The organism is Pseudomonas sp. MS15a(2019) (assembly GCF_013277805.1).
GTDB lineage: Bacteria > Pseudomonadota > Gammaproteobacteria > Pseudomonadales > Pseudomonadaceae > Chryseomonas > Chryseomonas benzopyrenica.
Window position 1 is genome coordinate 161,527 of the sequence record NZ_VBTN01000010.1, and the last position, 14,742, is coordinate 176,268.

The 14,742-nt window shown below is 62.4% G+C and carries 17 protein-coding genes; 4 read left to right on the forward strand and 13 right to left on the reverse strand.

Annotation, left to right across the window (positions count from 1 at the left end):
* Nucleotides 1-2: 2 nt before the first annotated feature.
* The 11 genes from flgJ to FEZ61_RS15220 form a co-directional block, all read right to left on the reverse strand.
* Complete coding sequence (flgJ, locus tag FEZ61_RS15170; protein ID WP_173149309.1) at nucleotides 3-1,220, reverse strand: flagellar assembly peptidoglycan hydrolase FlgJ; 1,218 nt, start codon at nucleotides 1,218-1,220, stop codon at nucleotides 3-5.
* A 12-nt stretch (nucleotides 1,221-1,232) separates the two neighbouring features.
* Nucleotides 1,233-2,333, reverse strand: a complete 1,101-nt coding sequence (locus FEZ61_RS15175; protein WP_173149311.1) for a flagellar basal body P-ring protein FlgI — start codon at nucleotides 2,331-2,333, stop codon at nucleotides 1,233-1,235.
* 11 nt (nucleotides 2,334-2,344) lie between these two features.
* A complete protein-coding gene (flgH, locus tag FEZ61_RS15180) occupies nucleotides 2,345-3,040 on the reverse strand; it encodes a flagellar basal body L-ring protein FlgH (RefSeq protein WP_017642014.1) in 696 nt (231 codons plus the stop codon).
* Nucleotides 3,041-3,061: 21 nt separating this feature from the next.
* Nucleotides 3,062-3,847 (reverse strand): flagellar basal-body rod protein FlgG, encoded by a 786-nt coding sequence (flgG, locus tag FEZ61_RS15185; RefSeq protein ID WP_017642013.1) that lies wholly within the window; start codon nucleotides 3,845-3,847, stop codon nucleotides 3,062-3,064.
* Nucleotides 3,848-3,893: 46 nt separating this feature from the next.
* Complete coding sequence (locus FEZ61_RS15190) at nucleotides 3,894-4,637, reverse strand: flagellar basal body rod protein FlgF (RefSeq protein ID WP_017642012.1); 744 nt, start codon at nucleotides 4,635-4,637, stop codon at nucleotides 3,894-3,896.
* A 169-nt stretch (nucleotides 4,638-4,806) separates the two neighbouring features.
* Nucleotides 4,807-6,156, reverse strand: a complete 1,350-nt coding sequence (gene flgE / locus FEZ61_RS15195) for a flagellar hook protein FlgE (protein WP_017642011.1) — start codon at nucleotides 6,154-6,156, stop codon at nucleotides 4,807-4,809.
* Between the two features lie 26 nt (nucleotides 6,157-6,182).
* Nucleotides 6,183-6,893 carry a flagellar hook assembly protein FlgD gene (locus FEZ61_RS15200; protein ID WP_017642010.1) on the reverse strand — a complete coding sequence of 237 codons (711 nt, stop codon included), beginning with the start codon at nucleotides 6,891-6,893 and terminating at the stop codon, nucleotides 6,183-6,185.
* Nucleotides 6,894-6,905: 12 nt separating this feature from the next.
* The gene (gene flgC, locus FEZ61_RS15205) at nucleotides 6,906-7,343 is read right to left on the reverse strand and encodes a flagellar basal body rod protein FlgC (protein WP_017642009.1); all 438 of its coding nucleotides are present in this window, start codon (nucleotides 7,341-7,343) and stop codon (nucleotides 6,906-6,908) included.
* A gap of 2 nt (nucleotides 7,344-7,345) precedes the next feature.
* Nucleotides 7,346-7,768, reverse strand: coding sequence for a flagellar basal body rod protein FlgB (flgB, locus tag FEZ61_RS15210; RefSeq protein ID WP_017642008.1), 423 nt, complete (start codon nucleotides 7,766-7,768; stop codon nucleotides 7,346-7,348).
* A gap of 222 nt (nucleotides 7,769-7,990) precedes the next feature.
* Nucleotides 7,991-8,818, reverse strand: coding sequence for a protein-glutamate O-methyltransferase CheR (cheR, locus tag FEZ61_RS15215; protein WP_026083954.1), 828 nt, complete (start codon nucleotides 8,816-8,818; stop codon nucleotides 7,991-7,993).
* A gap of 42 nt (nucleotides 8,819-8,860) precedes the next feature.
* Nucleotides 8,861-9,793 carry a chemotaxis protein CheV gene (locus tag FEZ61_RS15220; protein WP_017642006.1) on the reverse strand — a complete coding sequence of 311 codons (933 nt, stop codon included), beginning with the start codon at nucleotides 9,791-9,793 and terminating at the stop codon, nucleotides 8,861-8,863.
* A gap of 233 nt (nucleotides 9,794-10,026) precedes the next feature.
* Between FEZ61_RS15220 and flgA the strand changes: the two genes are divergently transcribed.
* From flgA to FEZ61_RS15240, 4 genes are all read left to right on the forward strand, one after another.
* Nucleotides 10,027-10,620, forward strand: a complete 594-nt coding sequence (gene flgA, locus FEZ61_RS15225; protein ID WP_257705604.1) for a flagellar basal body P-ring formation chaperone FlgA — start codon at nucleotides 10,027-10,029, stop codon at nucleotides 10,618-10,620.
* Between the two features lie 160 nt (nucleotides 10,621-10,780).
* Nucleotides 10,781-11,089 carry a flagellar biosynthesis anti-sigma factor FlgM gene (flgM, locus tag FEZ61_RS15230; RefSeq protein ID WP_017642004.1) on the forward strand — a complete coding sequence of 103 codons (309 nt, stop codon included), beginning with the start codon at nucleotides 10,781-10,783 and terminating at the stop codon, nucleotides 11,087-11,089.
* A 60-nt stretch (nucleotides 11,090-11,149) separates the two neighbouring features.
* A complete protein-coding gene (locus tag FEZ61_RS15235) occupies nucleotides 11,150-11,617 on the forward strand; it encodes a flagellar protein FlgN (RefSeq protein ID WP_064308370.1) in 468 nt (155 codons plus the stop codon).
* Nucleotides 11,618-11,706: 89 nt separating this feature from the next.
* The gene (locus tag FEZ61_RS15240; RefSeq protein ID WP_017642002.1) at nucleotides 11,707-12,441 is read left to right on the forward strand and encodes a flagellar brake protein; all 735 of its coding nucleotides are present in this window, start codon (nucleotides 11,707-11,709) and stop codon (nucleotides 12,439-12,441) included.
* A 42-nt stretch (nucleotides 12,442-12,483) separates the two neighbouring features.
* Here the strand turns inward: FEZ61_RS15240 and FEZ61_RS15245 are convergent, their stop codons facing one another.
* Both FEZ61_RS15245 and FEZ61_RS15250 read right to left on the reverse strand, forming a co-directional pair.
* Nucleotides 12,484-13,839, reverse strand: coding sequence for an MFS transporter (locus FEZ61_RS15245; protein ID WP_064308371.1), 1,356 nt, complete (start codon nucleotides 13,837-13,839; stop codon nucleotides 12,484-12,486).
* A gap of 44 nt (nucleotides 13,840-13,883) precedes the next feature.
* Entirely contained in the window at nucleotides 13,884-14,732 is an 849-nt protein-coding gene (locus FEZ61_RS15250; RefSeq protein ID WP_064308372.1) for a glycosyltransferase family 2 protein, read from the reverse strand.
* Between the last annotated feature and the right edge of the window lie 10 nt (nucleotides 14,733-14,742).

Consider the following 14,742-nt stretch of genomic DNA (forward strand, 5'->3'; position numbering starts at 1 on the left):
CCTCAACCGCGGGACGGACTGGTGCCCAGGGAGGCAACCGTCTGATAGGTGTTCATGTTGCGGGCGATCTGGATCACCTTGCGTGCGTATTGCGGATCGGTGGCATAACCGGCCTGCTGCAACCCCTGCATGAAGCGCTCGGAATTGCCGTTGGTGGACAGCGCCTTGTCGTAGCGATCATTGCTCTGCAGGAAGTTCACGTAGTCGTGGAAGCTGTCGGCGAAGGAATCGTAGGTGCGAAACTTCGCGGTCTCGGTCACCGCCTTGCCGTTGACGAACTCCTGGGTCACCGCGGGAGCGCTGCCGCCATCCCAGCCGTGGGACTTGATGCCGAACAGGTTGTTGCTGTTGCTGCCATCGGCCTGCTTGACCATGTGCTTGCCCCAACCAGTTTCCAGCGCCGCCTGGGCGACCAGGTACTTGGGATCCACGCCCAGGCGCTTTGCCGCGGCCTCGGCCATGGGCATCATGGTGTCGACGAACTCCTGACGGGTACGGAAACGGGTCTTGCCGGTAGCGGCGGTGCTGTCCACGCTGGCGACGGCCTCGGTCGAAGCGGCCGGCTTGCCGGTTGGCGGCGTAGCCTGCCGGCGCCAGGCGCTCTGGGCGGCCGCGACCTCCTGGAAGCTCTGCTTGAGGGCAGCGCCCTGCTCCGCCGCGCCGGAAATGTTGGCGGCGGTACGCTCGGCCAGTCGCCCGGGCAAGGCAAGCCGGCGCGAATTGAGCGCGCTGGAATCGTCGCGCCCGGCGGCGACGGCATTCGCCGGCTTGAGGCCATGGCTCGCCACGTCGTTGAGCTTGGCGTTGCGACCGGCGGCCAGTTGCCCTTCAGTGGGCGCCGCCTGGCCAACCTGAGCGAAGGGATTGGGGCGGGTCGACGGCTGGGCGGTCTTGCTCAGCTGACGCTCCAGGACATTGGCCAGGCCGATACCGCCGCCATCCCGGGACAGGGAGACGGCCAACTGCTGGTCGTACATGTCCTGATACTGCTTAGTGGTCTCACTGGAAAAGGGGCTGTCCTTGTCCGCCAGCGCCTGGTTGGCGCTGCGCATGGACTTGAGCATCTGGTTCAGGAACAACGACTCGAATTCGCCCGCGACCTTCTTGACGTTTTCCGCGCTGTCGCGATCCTTACCCTTCATCTGGGCCAACCGATTCAGGTCGGTAAAGGCCCCCGAATCCTTGACGTTGCCGTAGTTGCCACCCAGACGAGATTCCATCGCCCGTTCTCCTTAAATTACGATCAGATCGGCCTGCAAGGCGCCGGCCTGTTTCAACGCTTCGAGAATGGCCACCAGGTCGCTGGGCGCCGCGCCCACCTGATTCACCGCTCTCACGATTTCGTCCAACGTGGTGCCCGGACCGAACTTGAACATCGGCTTCGCCTCCTGCTTGGCCTTGACGGTCGACTGGGGCGTCACCACCGTCTGCCCACCCGACAAGGGATTGGGCTGGCTTACCTGAGGGTCCTCGCTGATGGTCACGGTCAGGCTGCCCTGGGTCACCGCCGCCGGCGAGACCTTGACGTTCTGGCCGATGACGATGGTCCCGGTGCGGGAGTTGACGATGACCTTGGCCACCGCCTGCCCCGGATCGACCTCCATGTTCTCCAGGATCGAGATGTAGTCGACGCGCTGGCTGGGATCCACCGGCGCCGTGACGCGAATCGATCCGGCATCAACAGCTGATGCAACACCCGCGCCAAGTGTCTCGTTGATCTTGTCGACGATGCGTTTGGCGGTGGTGAAGTCGCTGCGATTCAGGTCCAGCGTGATGCTGTTGCCCTGGTCGAAGCCACTCGGCACCGGTCGCTCGACAGTGGCCCCATTGGGAATACGCCCGGACGACGGAACGTTGACGGTGATCTTCGAACCGTCACGACCTTCGGCGTCAAAACCCCCGACCACAAGGTTGCCTTGGGCGATGGCGTAGATCTGACCATCGATACCCTTGAGCGGCGAGAGCAGCAGGCTGCCGCCTCTCAGGCTCTTGGAGTTGCCGATGGAAGACACCGTGATATCGATGGTCTGACCGGGTTTGGCGAAGGCCGGCAGATCAGCATGGATGGATACCGCCGCGACGTTCTTCAGCTGCGCCGTGGTGCCCGGTGGCACCTTGATGCCGAACTGGGCCAGCATGTTGTTGAAGGTCTGCACGGTGAAGGGCGTTTGGGTGGTCTGGTCGCCGGTACCGGGCAGACCCACCACCAGGCCGTAGCCGATCAGCTGGTTGGTCCGCACGCCTTGGATGCTGGCGATGTCCTTCAGACGATCCGCCTGGGCCAGGGGCATGACCAGGACCAGAGCGGCAGCGACGATGAGGCTCTTGAACATGGCGCTCATCCTCAGAAGGGCATCAAGGGGCTGCCGAAGAGCTGGCTCAGCCAGCCCGGCTGACTGGCATCGGCGAAGGCGCCGGTACCCGAATAGGTGATACGTGCATCGGCTACGCGGGTAGAGGACACGGTGTTGTCGGTGGCGATGTCATCGGCGCGGACCATGCCCTGGATGCGCATGAGTTCGTTGCCGGTGTTGAGGGTCAACCACTTCTCGCCACGTACTACCAGGATGCCATTGGGCAGCACTTCGGCGATGGTCACGGTCAGCGAGCCGGACAGACTGTTGCCTTGGGCCGCCGTGGACTTGCCGGTGTTGGAGCGGTTACCGGAGAAACCGGCGTCCAGACTCAAGTCGCCATCGGCCAGCGGATTGGGAATCGAGGGCTTGGCGCCGAACAGCGAGGTCAGCCCCAGAGTCGCCTTGGTGTTCTTGGCGATGTCGGAACTGGCGTTCTTGCTGGCCTGGGTCCGCTCCTGCAGGGTGATGGTGATGATGTCGCCGATGCGGAAAGCCTTGCGGTCGGTATAGAGATTCTGCTCGAACCCCGACTGGAAGATGGCGCCGTTGTTCTGTGCGGCTGGCACCGGGGTACGCGGCAGCACCGGGGCGTAGTAGGGATCGTCCGGCTTGGCGGCCGGGGCTACGCATCCTGCGAGTACGAGCGCTCCCAGGAGCGGGGCGACGGCGAATAGAGGTTTCATGGAGCGCGTCCTCACAGGGGATTAGAGCTGCTGGGTAACGAAGCCGAGCATCTGATCGGCGGTGGAAATGACCTTGGAGTTCATCTCGTAGGCGCGCTGGGTGGTGATCATGTTCACCAGCTCCTCGACCGTGCTCACGTTGGAGTTTTCCAGGGTGCTCTGCAGCACGGTGCCAAGGCCGTTCAAGCCCGGGGTACCGACCTGAGGCGCGCCGCTGGACGCGGTCTCGCTGAACAGGTTCTGGCCCACGGCCTGGAGGCCGCCCGGGTTGACGAACTGGGCGATCTGCAGGTTGCCGATGACCTGGGGCGCGGCCTGACCGGCGGTGGTGACCGACACGGTGCCGTCTTCGCCGACGGTAAAGGTCTTGGTGTCGGCAGGCAGCACGATGGCAGGCTGTAGTGCGAAGCCATTGGCGGTGACCAGCTGGCCATCGGCATTGAGGTGAAAGGTGCCGTCACGGGTGTAGTTGATGGTCCCGTCGGGCATGGTCACCTGGAAGAAGCCATCGCCGTTGACAGCCATGTCCAGCGGCTGGTCGGTGGTCTGCAGCGAACCCTCGGTGAAGTTCTTCTGGGTGCCGACGATGCGCACACCGGTACCCAGCTGCAGGCCGGAGGGGAGCTGGTTGTCCTGGGTGGACTGGGCACCGGGCTGGCGGCGGATCTGGTACAGCAGGTCCTGGAATTCGGCGCGATCGCGCTTGAAGCCCGTGGTGGACACGTTGGCCAGGTTGTTGGAGATGGTGGTGAGGTTCATGTCCTGGGCGGACAGACCGGTCTTGGCGACCCACAGTGACGACATCATGCTGGTATTCCTCGAAGTGCCGGTTTTACGTCGGCGCTAGCCGTTATCAGGAGAATTGCAAAACCTTTGCCATCGCCGCGTCGTTGTCTTCCGCGCTGCGCATCATCTTTACCTGCAGCTCGAACTGGCGGGACAGCGACAGGATCGAGGTCATTTCCTCCGCCGCATTGACGTTGCTCGACTCGACGAAGCCGGAGACCAGGGAGACGTTGGCATCCATGGGCGGCGCTGCCTGGCCCTGCTTCATGTGCAGCAGGCCGTCGAGCCCCTTTTCCATCTGCTTGGTGTCGGGATTGACCAGCTTGATGCGGTCGACCTGGGCCAGGGCATTGGCCGCCTGGCCGGAGCCGCGCACGGTGATGCTGCCGTCCTGACCGATTTCCACTTTGGAAGCAGGCGGCACGGCAATGGGACCGCCATTGCCGAGCACCGGCAAACCGCTGCCGGTCCGCAGCATGCCAAGGGGGTCGATCTGCAGGCTGGAGGTGCGCACATAGGCCTCCTTGCCGGAGGGATCCTGGACCGCGACGAAGCCCGGCCCCTGGATGGCCACGTCCAGGTCACGGCCCGTCTCCTGCAGCGCGCCAGGGGTGAAGTCAGTCGCCGGCCGCTCACTCATGGAGTAGACGCGCGACGGCATGGTCTCGCCGAACACCTGCATCGAGCGCGCCTGTTCGAGATCCTTGCGGAATCCCGAAGTCGAGACGTTGGCCAGGTTGTTGGCGTGGGCGCGCTGGGCCATCTCGTTCTGGCTGGCGCCGGTCATGGCGACGTACAGCAGCTTGTCCATCTGATCCTCCGACGGCGGCAGATTGCCGCCAAGCTTGCGTTCGGAGGTTCTTTAGCAAGCGCCGTTCCAGAAACTGAAAACCTTTTAAAATCAGTAGCCTGAAAATAGAAAAGCCCCCCGAGGGAGGCTTTTCCTGACGCCGAAGCGGCAAGCCGTCAGAGAAACGACATCAACGCAGGTTGATGATGGTCTGGGTAATGGCGTTCTCGGTCTCGATGGTCTTGGCGTTGGCCTGGTAGTTGCGCTGCGCCACGATCATGTCGACCAGCTCGGTGGAGATGTCCACGTTGGACGCCTCCAGAGCACCGGACTGCAAGGCACCCAGGGTGCCGGAGCGCGGTGTGCCGACTACTGGCTGACCCGATTCCGACGACTCGGTCCAGGAGGTCTTGCCCATGGGGGTCAGGCCCTGGACGTTGGCGAAGTTGGCCAGCACGACCTGACCCTGCACCTTGGACTGACCATTGGTGTAACGCGCGAAGATCTGGCCGGTATCGTCGATTTCCAGACCGGACAGCTGGCCCGTGGTGTAGCCGTCCTGGTTGACGCTGGTCACGGCGAAGGCACTGCTGTATTGGGTCGAGCCGCGCATGTCCAAGGTTATGCCGGCCGGGTTGGCGACAGCGCCATTGGAGGCCCAGGTCGCCGGGGTACCGCCGTTGGAGATGGCCGGGACCCAGTTGTCCAGCTTGAGCACGCCCTCGAAGGTGTTGGTGGTGGCGTTATTGACCTGCTTGAGATCGGTCGAGGCCACCTTGCCGCCATCGAGCGCGCCGCTGCTGGTGAACGGCAAGGTCACGGTGTAGGGCGTAGCAACCTTGGTGGTCGCGTCTTCCTTGGTGGGATCGCCCGGATTGCGGCCGTCGATCAGCACGTTCATGGTCCAGGAGTTGTTCGCGCCCTTGACGAAATACTGCGACAGGACGTGGGCGTTGCCCTGGCTGTCGTAGATGTTCACCGAGGTCGAGGAGTTGTAGCTGGTCGGATCGGACGGATTGAACGGGGTGGTGGTCGGCGTCGTCTGGGTCGAGTTCAGGTTGACCGTCTGCTTGATCGAGCTGGATGCCTTAGGGGCCTGGCTAGCCGTCTCGATGCGCAGGTCGCTACGCACGCCCGGCTGCAGCAGACCCTGGTCGTTGGTGGTGTAGCCCTGCAGCTTGTAGCCGTTGTTGTCGACGATGAAGCCTTGCTTGTCGGTCCCGAAGTAACCGGCACGGGTGTACTGGATGGCGCCATTGTTGCTGGTGACGAAAAAACCGTTACCGTTAATGCCCATGTCCAGCGCGTTCTGCGTGGAATCGATGGTGCCCTGGTTGAACAGCTGGCCGACGTTGCCCAGCAGCACGCCGCTGCCCTGGGCATTCTTGCCGGTACCCAGGACCGAGGCGGCATAGAGGTCCTGGAACTCCGCCCGGGACTGCTTGAAGCCGACGGTGCTGGCGTTGGCGATGTTATTGCCGGTGATGTTGAGGTCACTGGACGCGGCCTTGATGCCGCTCAAACCGATATTGAAAGACATGCTGGATTCCTCTCTTGTGCCGCGCCTTACTGGCCGACCGCCTGGACTTTGGAGATGCCGATACTGCCGACGCCGGCAAGGTTGAGTGTCATTTCGCCGCCGTTCTGCCCGAGCGTCACACTGTCGACGTTGGCTGGCAGACTGGTCTTCATGGCCGTGGTGGTGTCGTTCACGTTCGCCTGGGCCTCGAAGCGGTAGGTGCCGGCAGCCAGCTTCTTGCCGCTGGCATCCGTGCCGTCCCAGGTGAAGTTCACCAGGCCACTGGATTGCTGCCCCAGGTTTAGACGATTCACCTGACTGCCCGCGTCGTTGTAGACGTTGACCCAAACGTTCGGACTGGAAGCGGTCAGGTTGAGCGCCCCCTTGAAGTCCGCACTGGTGTCCACCTTGACCTTGTCGGTATCGACGATCACCTTGCGACCAACCAGAGTGGAAGCCTGCAGTGCCTGGGAAGACTGACTACCAGAGAGAATCGAGCCGACGCTGGTATTCAGGTTGGTGATGCCCTCGACGGTACTGAACTGCGCCAGCTGGGCGATGAATTCGCCGTTGCCCTGCGGCTCCAGCGGATTCTGGTTGTTCATCTGAGCAACCATCAGCTTGAGGAACTCGTCCTTGCCGAGCTTGCCACCCTTCTTGCCATCGCTGGCGGTGGTTTCGGCGGACGTGCCGGTCTTGTTGACGGAGTACTTGTCGAGTACCGATTGAGCGGTGGAGTTGGTCGTGCTGATGGCCATGGCGCCGGTTCCTTACTGACCGAGGGTCAGTACCTTCTGCATCATCTGTTTGGCGGTATTCATCATTTCCGCGTTGGTCTGGAAGGCGCGACTGGCCGAAATCATGTCGGCCATCTCCTCCACCACGTTCACGTTGGGGTAATAGACGTAGCCTTCCTTGTCCGCCATGGGATGATTGGGCTCGTAGCGCTTCTGCACCTCGCTCGGATCCTCGACGATACCCTTGACCTCCACCCCGACCCCGGCCTGGCCCTGGTCGTCGAACAGCGAAGCACCGCCCTGGGCTGCGTTGAACTGGGCAGCGAACACCGGATGCCGCGCCTTGTAGGTCTGATCGACGCTGGAGGAGACGGAGTCGGCGTTGGCCATGTTGCTGGCCACGGTATTGAGGCGCACGTTCTGGGCGCTCATGCCGCTACCGGCGATGTTGAACAGCGAACTCAGGGACATGGCTATTCTCCGCGCAGGGCCGACATCAGCCCCTTGAACTTGCTATTGAGCAGGGTGAAGCTGGCCTGGAAATTCATCGCGTTCTCGGCGTAGTTGGCCTGCTCGACCTGCGCATCCACGGTGTTCTGGTCCACCGAGGGCTGCGTGGGGATGCGATACTTCAAGGCCGAGTCGCCCATGCCCATGTCGAAGCCTTCGGCAGCGATATGGCGGCTGTTGGTGGTTTCCAGCTGATAGTGGCCGGAAGCCCCTGGCGCGCTCTTGGCCGCCTGCTCTGCCATGACGGCGCTGAAATCCAGATCCCGCGCCTTGTAGCCCGGGGTATCGGCATTGGCGATGTTGTTGCCCAATACTTCGGCGCGCTGCGAACGGAAGTTGAGCGCCTGCTCGTGCAACCCGAGTGCTTTGTCGAAACTGATGCTCATGTCGAGAGACCTTTGACGTGGCTTGCAAGCGATTTAGCAAGGCCCGTGCCAGTATCCAACATCCATCTAAATCAAGGGCTTAGCGCGACGCGGCAGTCAGAACGACGGCAAGCGGCAAGGTTTTTCCGCCACCTTTGCCGGCCCCCGAGGCAGGTGCGGCAAAACTTTGGCGCAAAAGAAAGGGCAGACCTGGGTCTGCCCTTTGGGTGTCCATCGACCGGCCTATTTGGCCTTGTAGATGATGCCCGGATTGCACTGCACCATCTGATAGAGATCCGGCAAGCCGTTGAGGGCTTCGGACGCACCCAGGAACAGATAGCCGCCCGGCTTGAGAGTGGCATGGATGCGGGTGAGGATGTCCTTCTTCACGTCAGCGGAGAAGTAGATGAGCACGTTGCGGCAGAACACCATGTCGAACTTGCCGAGGCTGGCATAGCTGTCCAATAGATTCAGGGCGCGGAATTCGATCCGACTGCGAATCGCCGGCTTGACCGCCCAGCGATTTGGCTGGAGCACGTCGAAGTAGCGCTGCAGGCGTTCCTGGGACAGACCGCGACCGATGGCCAGAGAATCGTATTCACCGGATTTCGCCGCCGTGAGAATGGCACCGGACAGATCGGTCGCCACGATCTGCATGCCGCCACGCCCCTGCCCTGCCGCGCTGCGCTCGAATTCGTCCATGGTCATGGACAGCGAATAAGGCTCCTGCCCCGACGAGCAGGCCGCCGACCAGACCCGCAGGCGCTGGCCGAAGGTGTTCTTGGTCAATTCCGGCAGGAGGCGGTTCTTGAGCACCTCGAAGGGATAGGTGTCGCGAAACCAGAGGGTTTCGTTGGTCGTCATCGCATCGATGACCTTTTCCCGCAAACCGCCGCGGGGCTGCATCTGGATGCGCTGCACCAACTCCGACAACGTCTTGATCCCCTCGGTCTCCATCAGCTTGTTGAGCCGACTGGAGACGAGGTACTGCTTGTTGTCACCGAGCAGGATCCCGCTGGATTTCTCGAGGAAATCACGAAAAAGCACAAAATCCGCGTTGACTGCTGACACTGCCGCTCCGCCTTCTGGATACCGGGATAGAGACGCCTTCACCTAGTGACTGTCGACCGCGTTGATGCGCTCGGCTACCCGGGAGGCAAGATCATCGGGACGGAACTTGGCCAGGAAGTCGTCCGCACCGACCTTCTTGACCATCGCCTGGTTGAAGACGCCGGACAAGGAGGTATGCAGCAGTATATGCACTTTCTGCATCCGCGGATCATGACGGATTTCCGCCGTCAGGGTGTAGCCGTCCATTTCCGGCATCTCGATGTCGGAAATGATCATCAGCAATTCCTCTTCCGGGCGCTTGCCTTCAGCCACCATGGCCTGGAGGTAGTTCAGCGCCTGACGACCGTCGTTGAGGGAAATGACCTCTACCCCGACGGTTTCCAGGCAGCGGCTCACCTGCTTGCGCGCCACCGAGGAGTCATCGACGATCAGGACGCGCTTGGTGACGGCCTTGGCCTGTACCATTTCGCTGATGACGCCGGCCGACACCGTTTCGACGGACGGCGCCACTTCGGACAGGATCTTCTCCACGTCGATGATCTCGACGAGTTGGTTGTCGACGCGGGTGACGGCGGTGAGGTAGTGATCACGCCCGGTGCCCTTGGGCGGCGGGTTGATGCCTTCCCAGTTCATGTTGACGATGCGCTCCACCGAACGCACCAGAAAGCCCTGCACCTTGGTGTTGTACTCGGTAATGATCACGAAGCAGTTGTTGATGTCCGGCAACCCGCGGCGACCGGTGGCCATGGCCAGGTCGATGATGGGAAAGGTGCCGCCACGAATGCTGGCCACGCCCCGTACCACCGGACTCGATTTCGGCATCACGGTAAGCTTGGGGCACTGCAGCACCTCCTTCACCTTGAAGACGTTGATGCCGTAGAGCTGCGAGCCGTCCAGGCGGAACAGCAGCAGTTCCAGACGGTTCTGGCCCACCAGTTGGGTACGTTGGTTGACTGCGTCCAATACACCAGCCATTTGGCGACTCCTCTCGTTGCCACAGACCGGTTGAAAAACTCGGCACAGGGCTTGCTTAGATGTGACTCATGAAGATCGAAGCGACGTGTTTCCGACCTATGAAAACCTCTTGCCGCTGGGCTGCGAATCTTGTGTTGATCCTGACATGCCTGGGCGGAAAGGCCTATGCAGAAGGCGACTACACCTCATCTGACGAACTTATCGGCGCTGTCGAAAGTTTTCTTGAGGAGCGCGTGCAGGAATATTTGCTGGAGACCAGTTCCAACGCACGCCACGAAAATCAGATCAACTCGTTGGATCCCCGGTTACGCCTGGCGGCCTGCGACAAACCCCTGACGCTTTCACAGCAAGGCAACCCCACGCCGGTGGGCCGGATCAACATCAAGGTCCGCTGCGAAGGCAGCAGTCCCTGGACGGTGTTCGTGCCGGTCCAGGTCAAGCTGTATCGGCCCGTGGTGGTTACCCTGCAGCCTCTGTTGCGCGGTGCGGTGCTGGATGACCAGAACGTGGCCCTGGTGGAGCGGGACGTCGGCACCCTGACCCAGGGTTATCTGACCAGCCTGGAACAGGTGCTGGGGACCCAGCTGAAACGCCAGGTGGTCAGCGGGCAGGTCATGGCGCCTTCCTTTATCGAGCAAGCAGAACTCATTCGCAAGGGTGAACAGGTGGTCATCAATGCCCGTAGCGCCTCCTTCAGCATTCGCATGCAGGGCGAAGCCCTCAGCGCGGGCGCCAAGGACGAGGAAATCCGCGTACGCAACCTGAGTTCGAACCGGGTGATCCGCGGTCGGGTGGTCGATCAGGGGCAGGTGGAGGTAGCGCTTTAGCGAGAGCGGCAAAAGGAGTACCTTGAACGTCCGCATCCTGAACCTCTGCGTGCCATCCTGTCGAAGGATGTGACACGGCGCACAGGTCTACGGCTAAAGTTTCGGCTCAGCACGCCGATAAGCCGGATATGCGAACGAGACGACACGAGGATCTCCACTCATGGCTCTAGATATCAATCGCCTGAATTCGTCCTCTACTGCAGGCATAGGCAACACCAAGGCCGCCTCTACCAAGGACGTATCCACGGCTCAGACCAGCGACGTCAAGGCCACCCAAGGCACCGCCTCCGGCGAGTCGGTGAGCTTGAGCGCTGAAGCCAAGCAACTGAGTTCCCTGACCGCAGGGCTCAAGGATCTGCCGGTGGTCGACAGCGACAAGGTCAGCCGCCTGAAACAGGCCATCGCCGATGGCTCCTACAAGGTCGACAGCCAGAAGGTGGCCGACAAGCTGATGGCGTTCGAGTCCTGACGCCCGGTTCGGCATGGCCCTTCTGACGATCGCCGTTAACGTTCGAACGGAAACCGCGCCATGCCCAGTGCTACCTTGCTCGACATCACCCGCCACGACATCGACCTGAGCGAGCAACTGCTGGTCCTGATCGAGCAGGAGTTCCAAGCCTTGAGTGAGCGCCAGCTCGATCGGCTGGAAGCGCTGCTGGGCCCCAAGCAGATCCTGCTCAAGCAGCTCGACCAGCATGCCCAGCAGCGCACCGTCCTGCTTCAGGCTCAGGGTTTGCGGGCGGATCTGCCGGGCTTGCAGGCCTATGCCGCCCGACAGCCCGATGGCGAGGAACTGCTGGCTCTCTCCAGTCAGCTCGCGCAGCTCATGGAGCAATGCAAAGCCCATAACGTCCGCAATGGCCAAATCATCCAGGCCAATCGTTTCGTGGTGGGCAAGTTGCTGAATGTGCTGCAGGGTACCTCGGCGCCCACGCTGTACAACCGTCGCGGTAACCAGACCGGCGGTGGCTATCAGCGCCCGCTGAGCTCGGCGTGAGCAGTGGATTTTTCTCACAGCGCGTTTTTCGCTGTACAGCTGGCCGTTAGCCATTATCCTTGCTGACCGCTGTTTACAGGAGTTTCCAGGTGCAAGGCTCTTCCGCTAGCGACAATGCCCCCCAACCCCCCCAGGTCTATCGCTCCAAGGGCGAGATCCTGGCGTGTCTGCGGCCGGCGCAACAGCAGCACATCCCGCTGCGGATCACCTTCAATCGCCAAGGGCAGCAATTCCAGAGCTTCGTCGTCGAGATCGACGAAGCCAAGGGCCTGATCGCGCTGGACGAATTCATTCCCCGTGAGGCCGAACGCCTGCTGGAGCAAGGTCAGTCCTTTCGGGTGGACAGCTTTCACGAAGGTATCAAGGTCACCTGGCAGATCGACCGTCCGGTCGAGTTCAGCGAACTGGACGGCACGCGCTGCTACTGGATCGGCCTGCCCGCGGAGCTCACCTATCACCAGCGGCGCAATGCCTATCGGGTCAAGTTGCTGTTGACCCAGCCCGCCACCGCAGAACTGAGTCAGGGCAGCAGCCAGATCCAGTTGCGTGGCCAGTTGATCGACCTGTCGGCCACGGGCTGCAAGCTGCGCTTTCCCGGCAATGTCACCCATCTGCTGCAGCCGGGTCAGCAGGTGCAGAGCTTTACCGCCGAACTGCCCATCGGGGCCATCAATACCCCGGTGACCATCCGCCACGTGGCCTGCACGGAGCGTATGGAATTCAGCGACGTCGGTGTCTGCTTCAACAGCCTGACGGGCGCTGCGCAGCGTCAGATCGAGCGTTTCATCTATCAGTTGCAGCGAGAAAATCGTCGCTTCGAGTGACCGACCGGACGCCCACGACTACTGGGCGCCCTCCTCCACCTCTCAAGTCGCCTTGGGCTCAGCTGGGTTCTGCGGGAACTCCATCTCCTCCTGCAGAGGTGCCCCCTCCTCGGCAGGTTCTTCCTCCACCACCGGCTCGCTGTGCATCTGCTCCTGCACCACCTGGCTGTCGACGCGGGGATCCAGGGCCGCCGCCAGCGGTGAACTGGTCGATCCTTCGGGCATCTGCACATGGCTCAGCGGCGCTTCGTCGACCAGGTGCTTGCCAGTGACCGCATCCGGACGGATGCGCCAGATCAGGATCGCGCCGCAGAGCACGACGAAGGCATAGAGCATGTTGGGCCCGACCAGATTCATCAGAGCCCCCACCACCAGCGGACCGATACAGGCACCGATGCCAAAGGTCACCAGCAGCATGGCACTCAGGGATACCCGCCGCTCCCCCTCGATATGGTCATTGGACAGCGCCACCGCCAGCGGATAGAGCACGAATTGCAGCAGGCTGGCGATAAGGCCGAGGGGGAGCAGCACCACCGGCGGCACATGGGGCAGCACGGCCAGCGGCAGCGCAGCCAGGGTCAGGGCGATGGCCACCACCCGGATCAGCCAGCTGCGATCATGGCGGTCCGAGAGCCAGCCAATCGGCCACTGGGCGATCAGGCCGGCAAAGATGCAACAGGCCATGAATAGGCCGATGCGTTCGGTGGGCAGGCCCTGGGCGCTGGCATAGAGCGGCGCCAGACCATAGAAGGAGCCGATCACCAGTCCCGCTACCAGGGTGGTGGTCAGCGACTGCGGAATCCGCTGGATGAAGAACGTGGGTTCCAGCGGCGCAGGCTTGAGCGGCGCCGGGTGGATCTTGCCGGTGACCGCTACTGGCACCAGGCACAGGGCGTAGCAGATGGCGACCAGCATCAGCTTGTCGACGCCCAGATCGGGCGAGACCACCAGCACCACCTGGCCCAGCGCCAGGCCGAGATAGGAGGCGGTCATGTAGCCGGAAAAGACCTTGCCGCGCTCGCCAGGGCCGGCCTGCTCGTTGAGCCAGCTTTCCAGCACCATGTACTGACACATCATGCCCATGCCGATGAGCACCCTGAGCGCCAGCCACATCGGTAGCCAGGGCAGCAAGCCGATGCCTAGCACCGCGGCGCCGACGACGCCGGCGCAGGTCACATAGGCACGGATATGGCCGACCTTGGCGATCAGCCGATGCCCGAGCTTGCCGCCTATCACCAGTCCCGCGTAATAGGCGGCGGTCAGGGCACCGACCCAGAGTCCCTGCACCTGATCGGCGGCCAGTCGCAGCCCCAGATAGGTACTCAGCAGACCGGTCCCGATCAACATCAACAGCGTCGCGAAATAGAGCCCGCGAAACGCCGACAGCACACGCACCATTGCCTACTCCATCGTCTCTTGCGCACCCGGCAAGCGCGACGGGATCAGCTTCGTCGTTGCGCCGCCAGCTGGGCGTCCTCGCCCAGGCGTGGGTTGTAGTGGCCTGCACAGGCCTTCATCAGTACCTGCAGCACCGACAGATTACCTCTGACGCTGCTGATCTTGGTGGGTACCTCGCCCTTCGGATAGCGCCGCACGGTGGGGAGTTCCACGCAGCGATAGCCCAATTTCGGTACCCGATAGGAAAGATAGGCCAACAACTCGTAGGTGGTGAACTCGTCGCGGAACGGCGCCACCCGCGGATCCAGCAGCATGGCCCGGCTGTAGGCGCGGAAACCCTGGGTGGTGTCGGTCCAGTGGAAACCCGAGGCCAGGCTCAGCATAGGCGCATGGATGAAGCGAATGGCGAAGTCGCGGGACTTGGGCGTGTTCTCCGCCACACCGCCGGCCAGAAAGCGCGAGGCCTGGACGAAATCGTAGCCCTGCTCGATGGCGTCGATGAAGCGCGGGATGGCGTCCGGATCGTCCTTGTCGTTGCCATCGATGGTCACGATGCCGGTATAACCCTCGTCGAGCACGAAGGCATAGGCGCAGCGCAACTGGGCGCTGAGCTTGCCCGGTGCGGTCTTGACCAGCAGCCCGCGGACGCCCAGTTCCTGCAGCCGCTGCGGCTCTAGCGAGCCATCGGTGCTGCCACCGTCGACGATGATGACATCGGCGATGTCGGCGATCTTGACCGCCGCCATGCGCCGCAGGAGGTTGAGGATCCGCTCGCCTTCGTTGATGACCGGAATCACCACGCAGTGCGGACGGCTGCGACCGTTCCAGAAGGTCGTCGAATAGCTGGGCACCTGCCAGAGGGCGCGCTCGGTGGCGGGAATTGCAGTAGTCATAGGTCCTCCA

What these genes read in the sequence shown, in the direction of transcription:
- flgJ (WP_173149309.1), bottom strand. Translation starts at nt 1,220, where the DNA reads ATGGAATCTCGTCTGGGTGGCAACTACGGCAACGTCAAGGATTCGGGG.
- FEZ61_RS15175 (WP_173149311.1), bottom strand. Translation starts at nt 2,333, where the DNA reads ATGTTCAAGAGCCTCATCGTCGCTGCCGCTCTGGTCCTGGTCATGCCC.
- flgH (WP_017642014.1), bottom strand. Translation starts at nt 3,040, where the DNA reads ATGAAACCTCTATTCGCCGTCGCCCCGCTCCTGGGAGCGCTCGTACTC.
- flgG (WP_017642013.1), bottom strand. Translation starts at nt 3,847, where the DNA reads ATGATGTCGTCACTGTGGGTCGCCAAGACCGGTCTGTCCGCCCAGGAC.
- FEZ61_RS15190 (WP_017642012.1), bottom strand. Translation starts at nt 4,637, where the DNA reads ATGGACAAGCTGCTGTACGTCGCCATGACCGGCGCCAGCCAGAACGAG.
- flgE (WP_017642011.1), bottom strand. Translation starts at nt 6,156, where the DNA reads ATGTCTTTCAATATCGGTTTGAGCGGCATCAAGGCCGCGTCCAGTGAC.
- FEZ61_RS15200 (WP_017642010.1), bottom strand. Translation starts at nt 6,893, where the DNA reads ATGGCCATCAGCACGACCAACTCCACCGCTCAATCGGTACTCGACAAG.
- flgC (WP_017642009.1), bottom strand. Translation starts at nt 7,343, where the DNA reads ATGTCCCTGAGTTCGCTGTTCAACATCGCCGGTAGCGGCATGAGCGCC.
- flgB (WP_017642008.1), bottom strand. Translation starts at nt 7,768, where the DNA reads ATGAGCATCAGTTTCGACAAAGCACTCGGGTTGCACGAGCAGGCGCTC.
- FEZ61_RS15220 (WP_017642006.1), bottom strand. Translation starts at nt 9,793, where the DNA reads ATGGCTGGTGTATTGGACGCAGTCAACCAACGTACCCAACTGGTGGGC.
- flgM (WP_017642004.1), top strand. Translation starts at nt 10,781, where the DNA reads ATGGCTCTAGATATCAATCGCCTGAATTCGTCCTCTACTGCAGGCATA.
- FEZ61_RS15235 (WP_064308370.1), top strand. Translation starts at nt 11,150, where the DNA reads ATGCCCAGTGCTACCTTGCTCGACATCACCCGCCACGACATCGACCTG.
- FEZ61_RS15245 (WP_064308371.1), bottom strand. Translation starts at nt 13,839, where the DNA reads ATGGTGCGTGTGCTGTCGGCGTTTCGCGGGCTCTATTTCGCGACGCTG.
- FEZ61_RS15250 (WP_064308372.1), bottom strand. Translation starts at nt 14,732, where the DNA reads ATGACTACTGCAATTCCCGCCACCGAGCGCGCCCTCTGGCAGGTGCCC.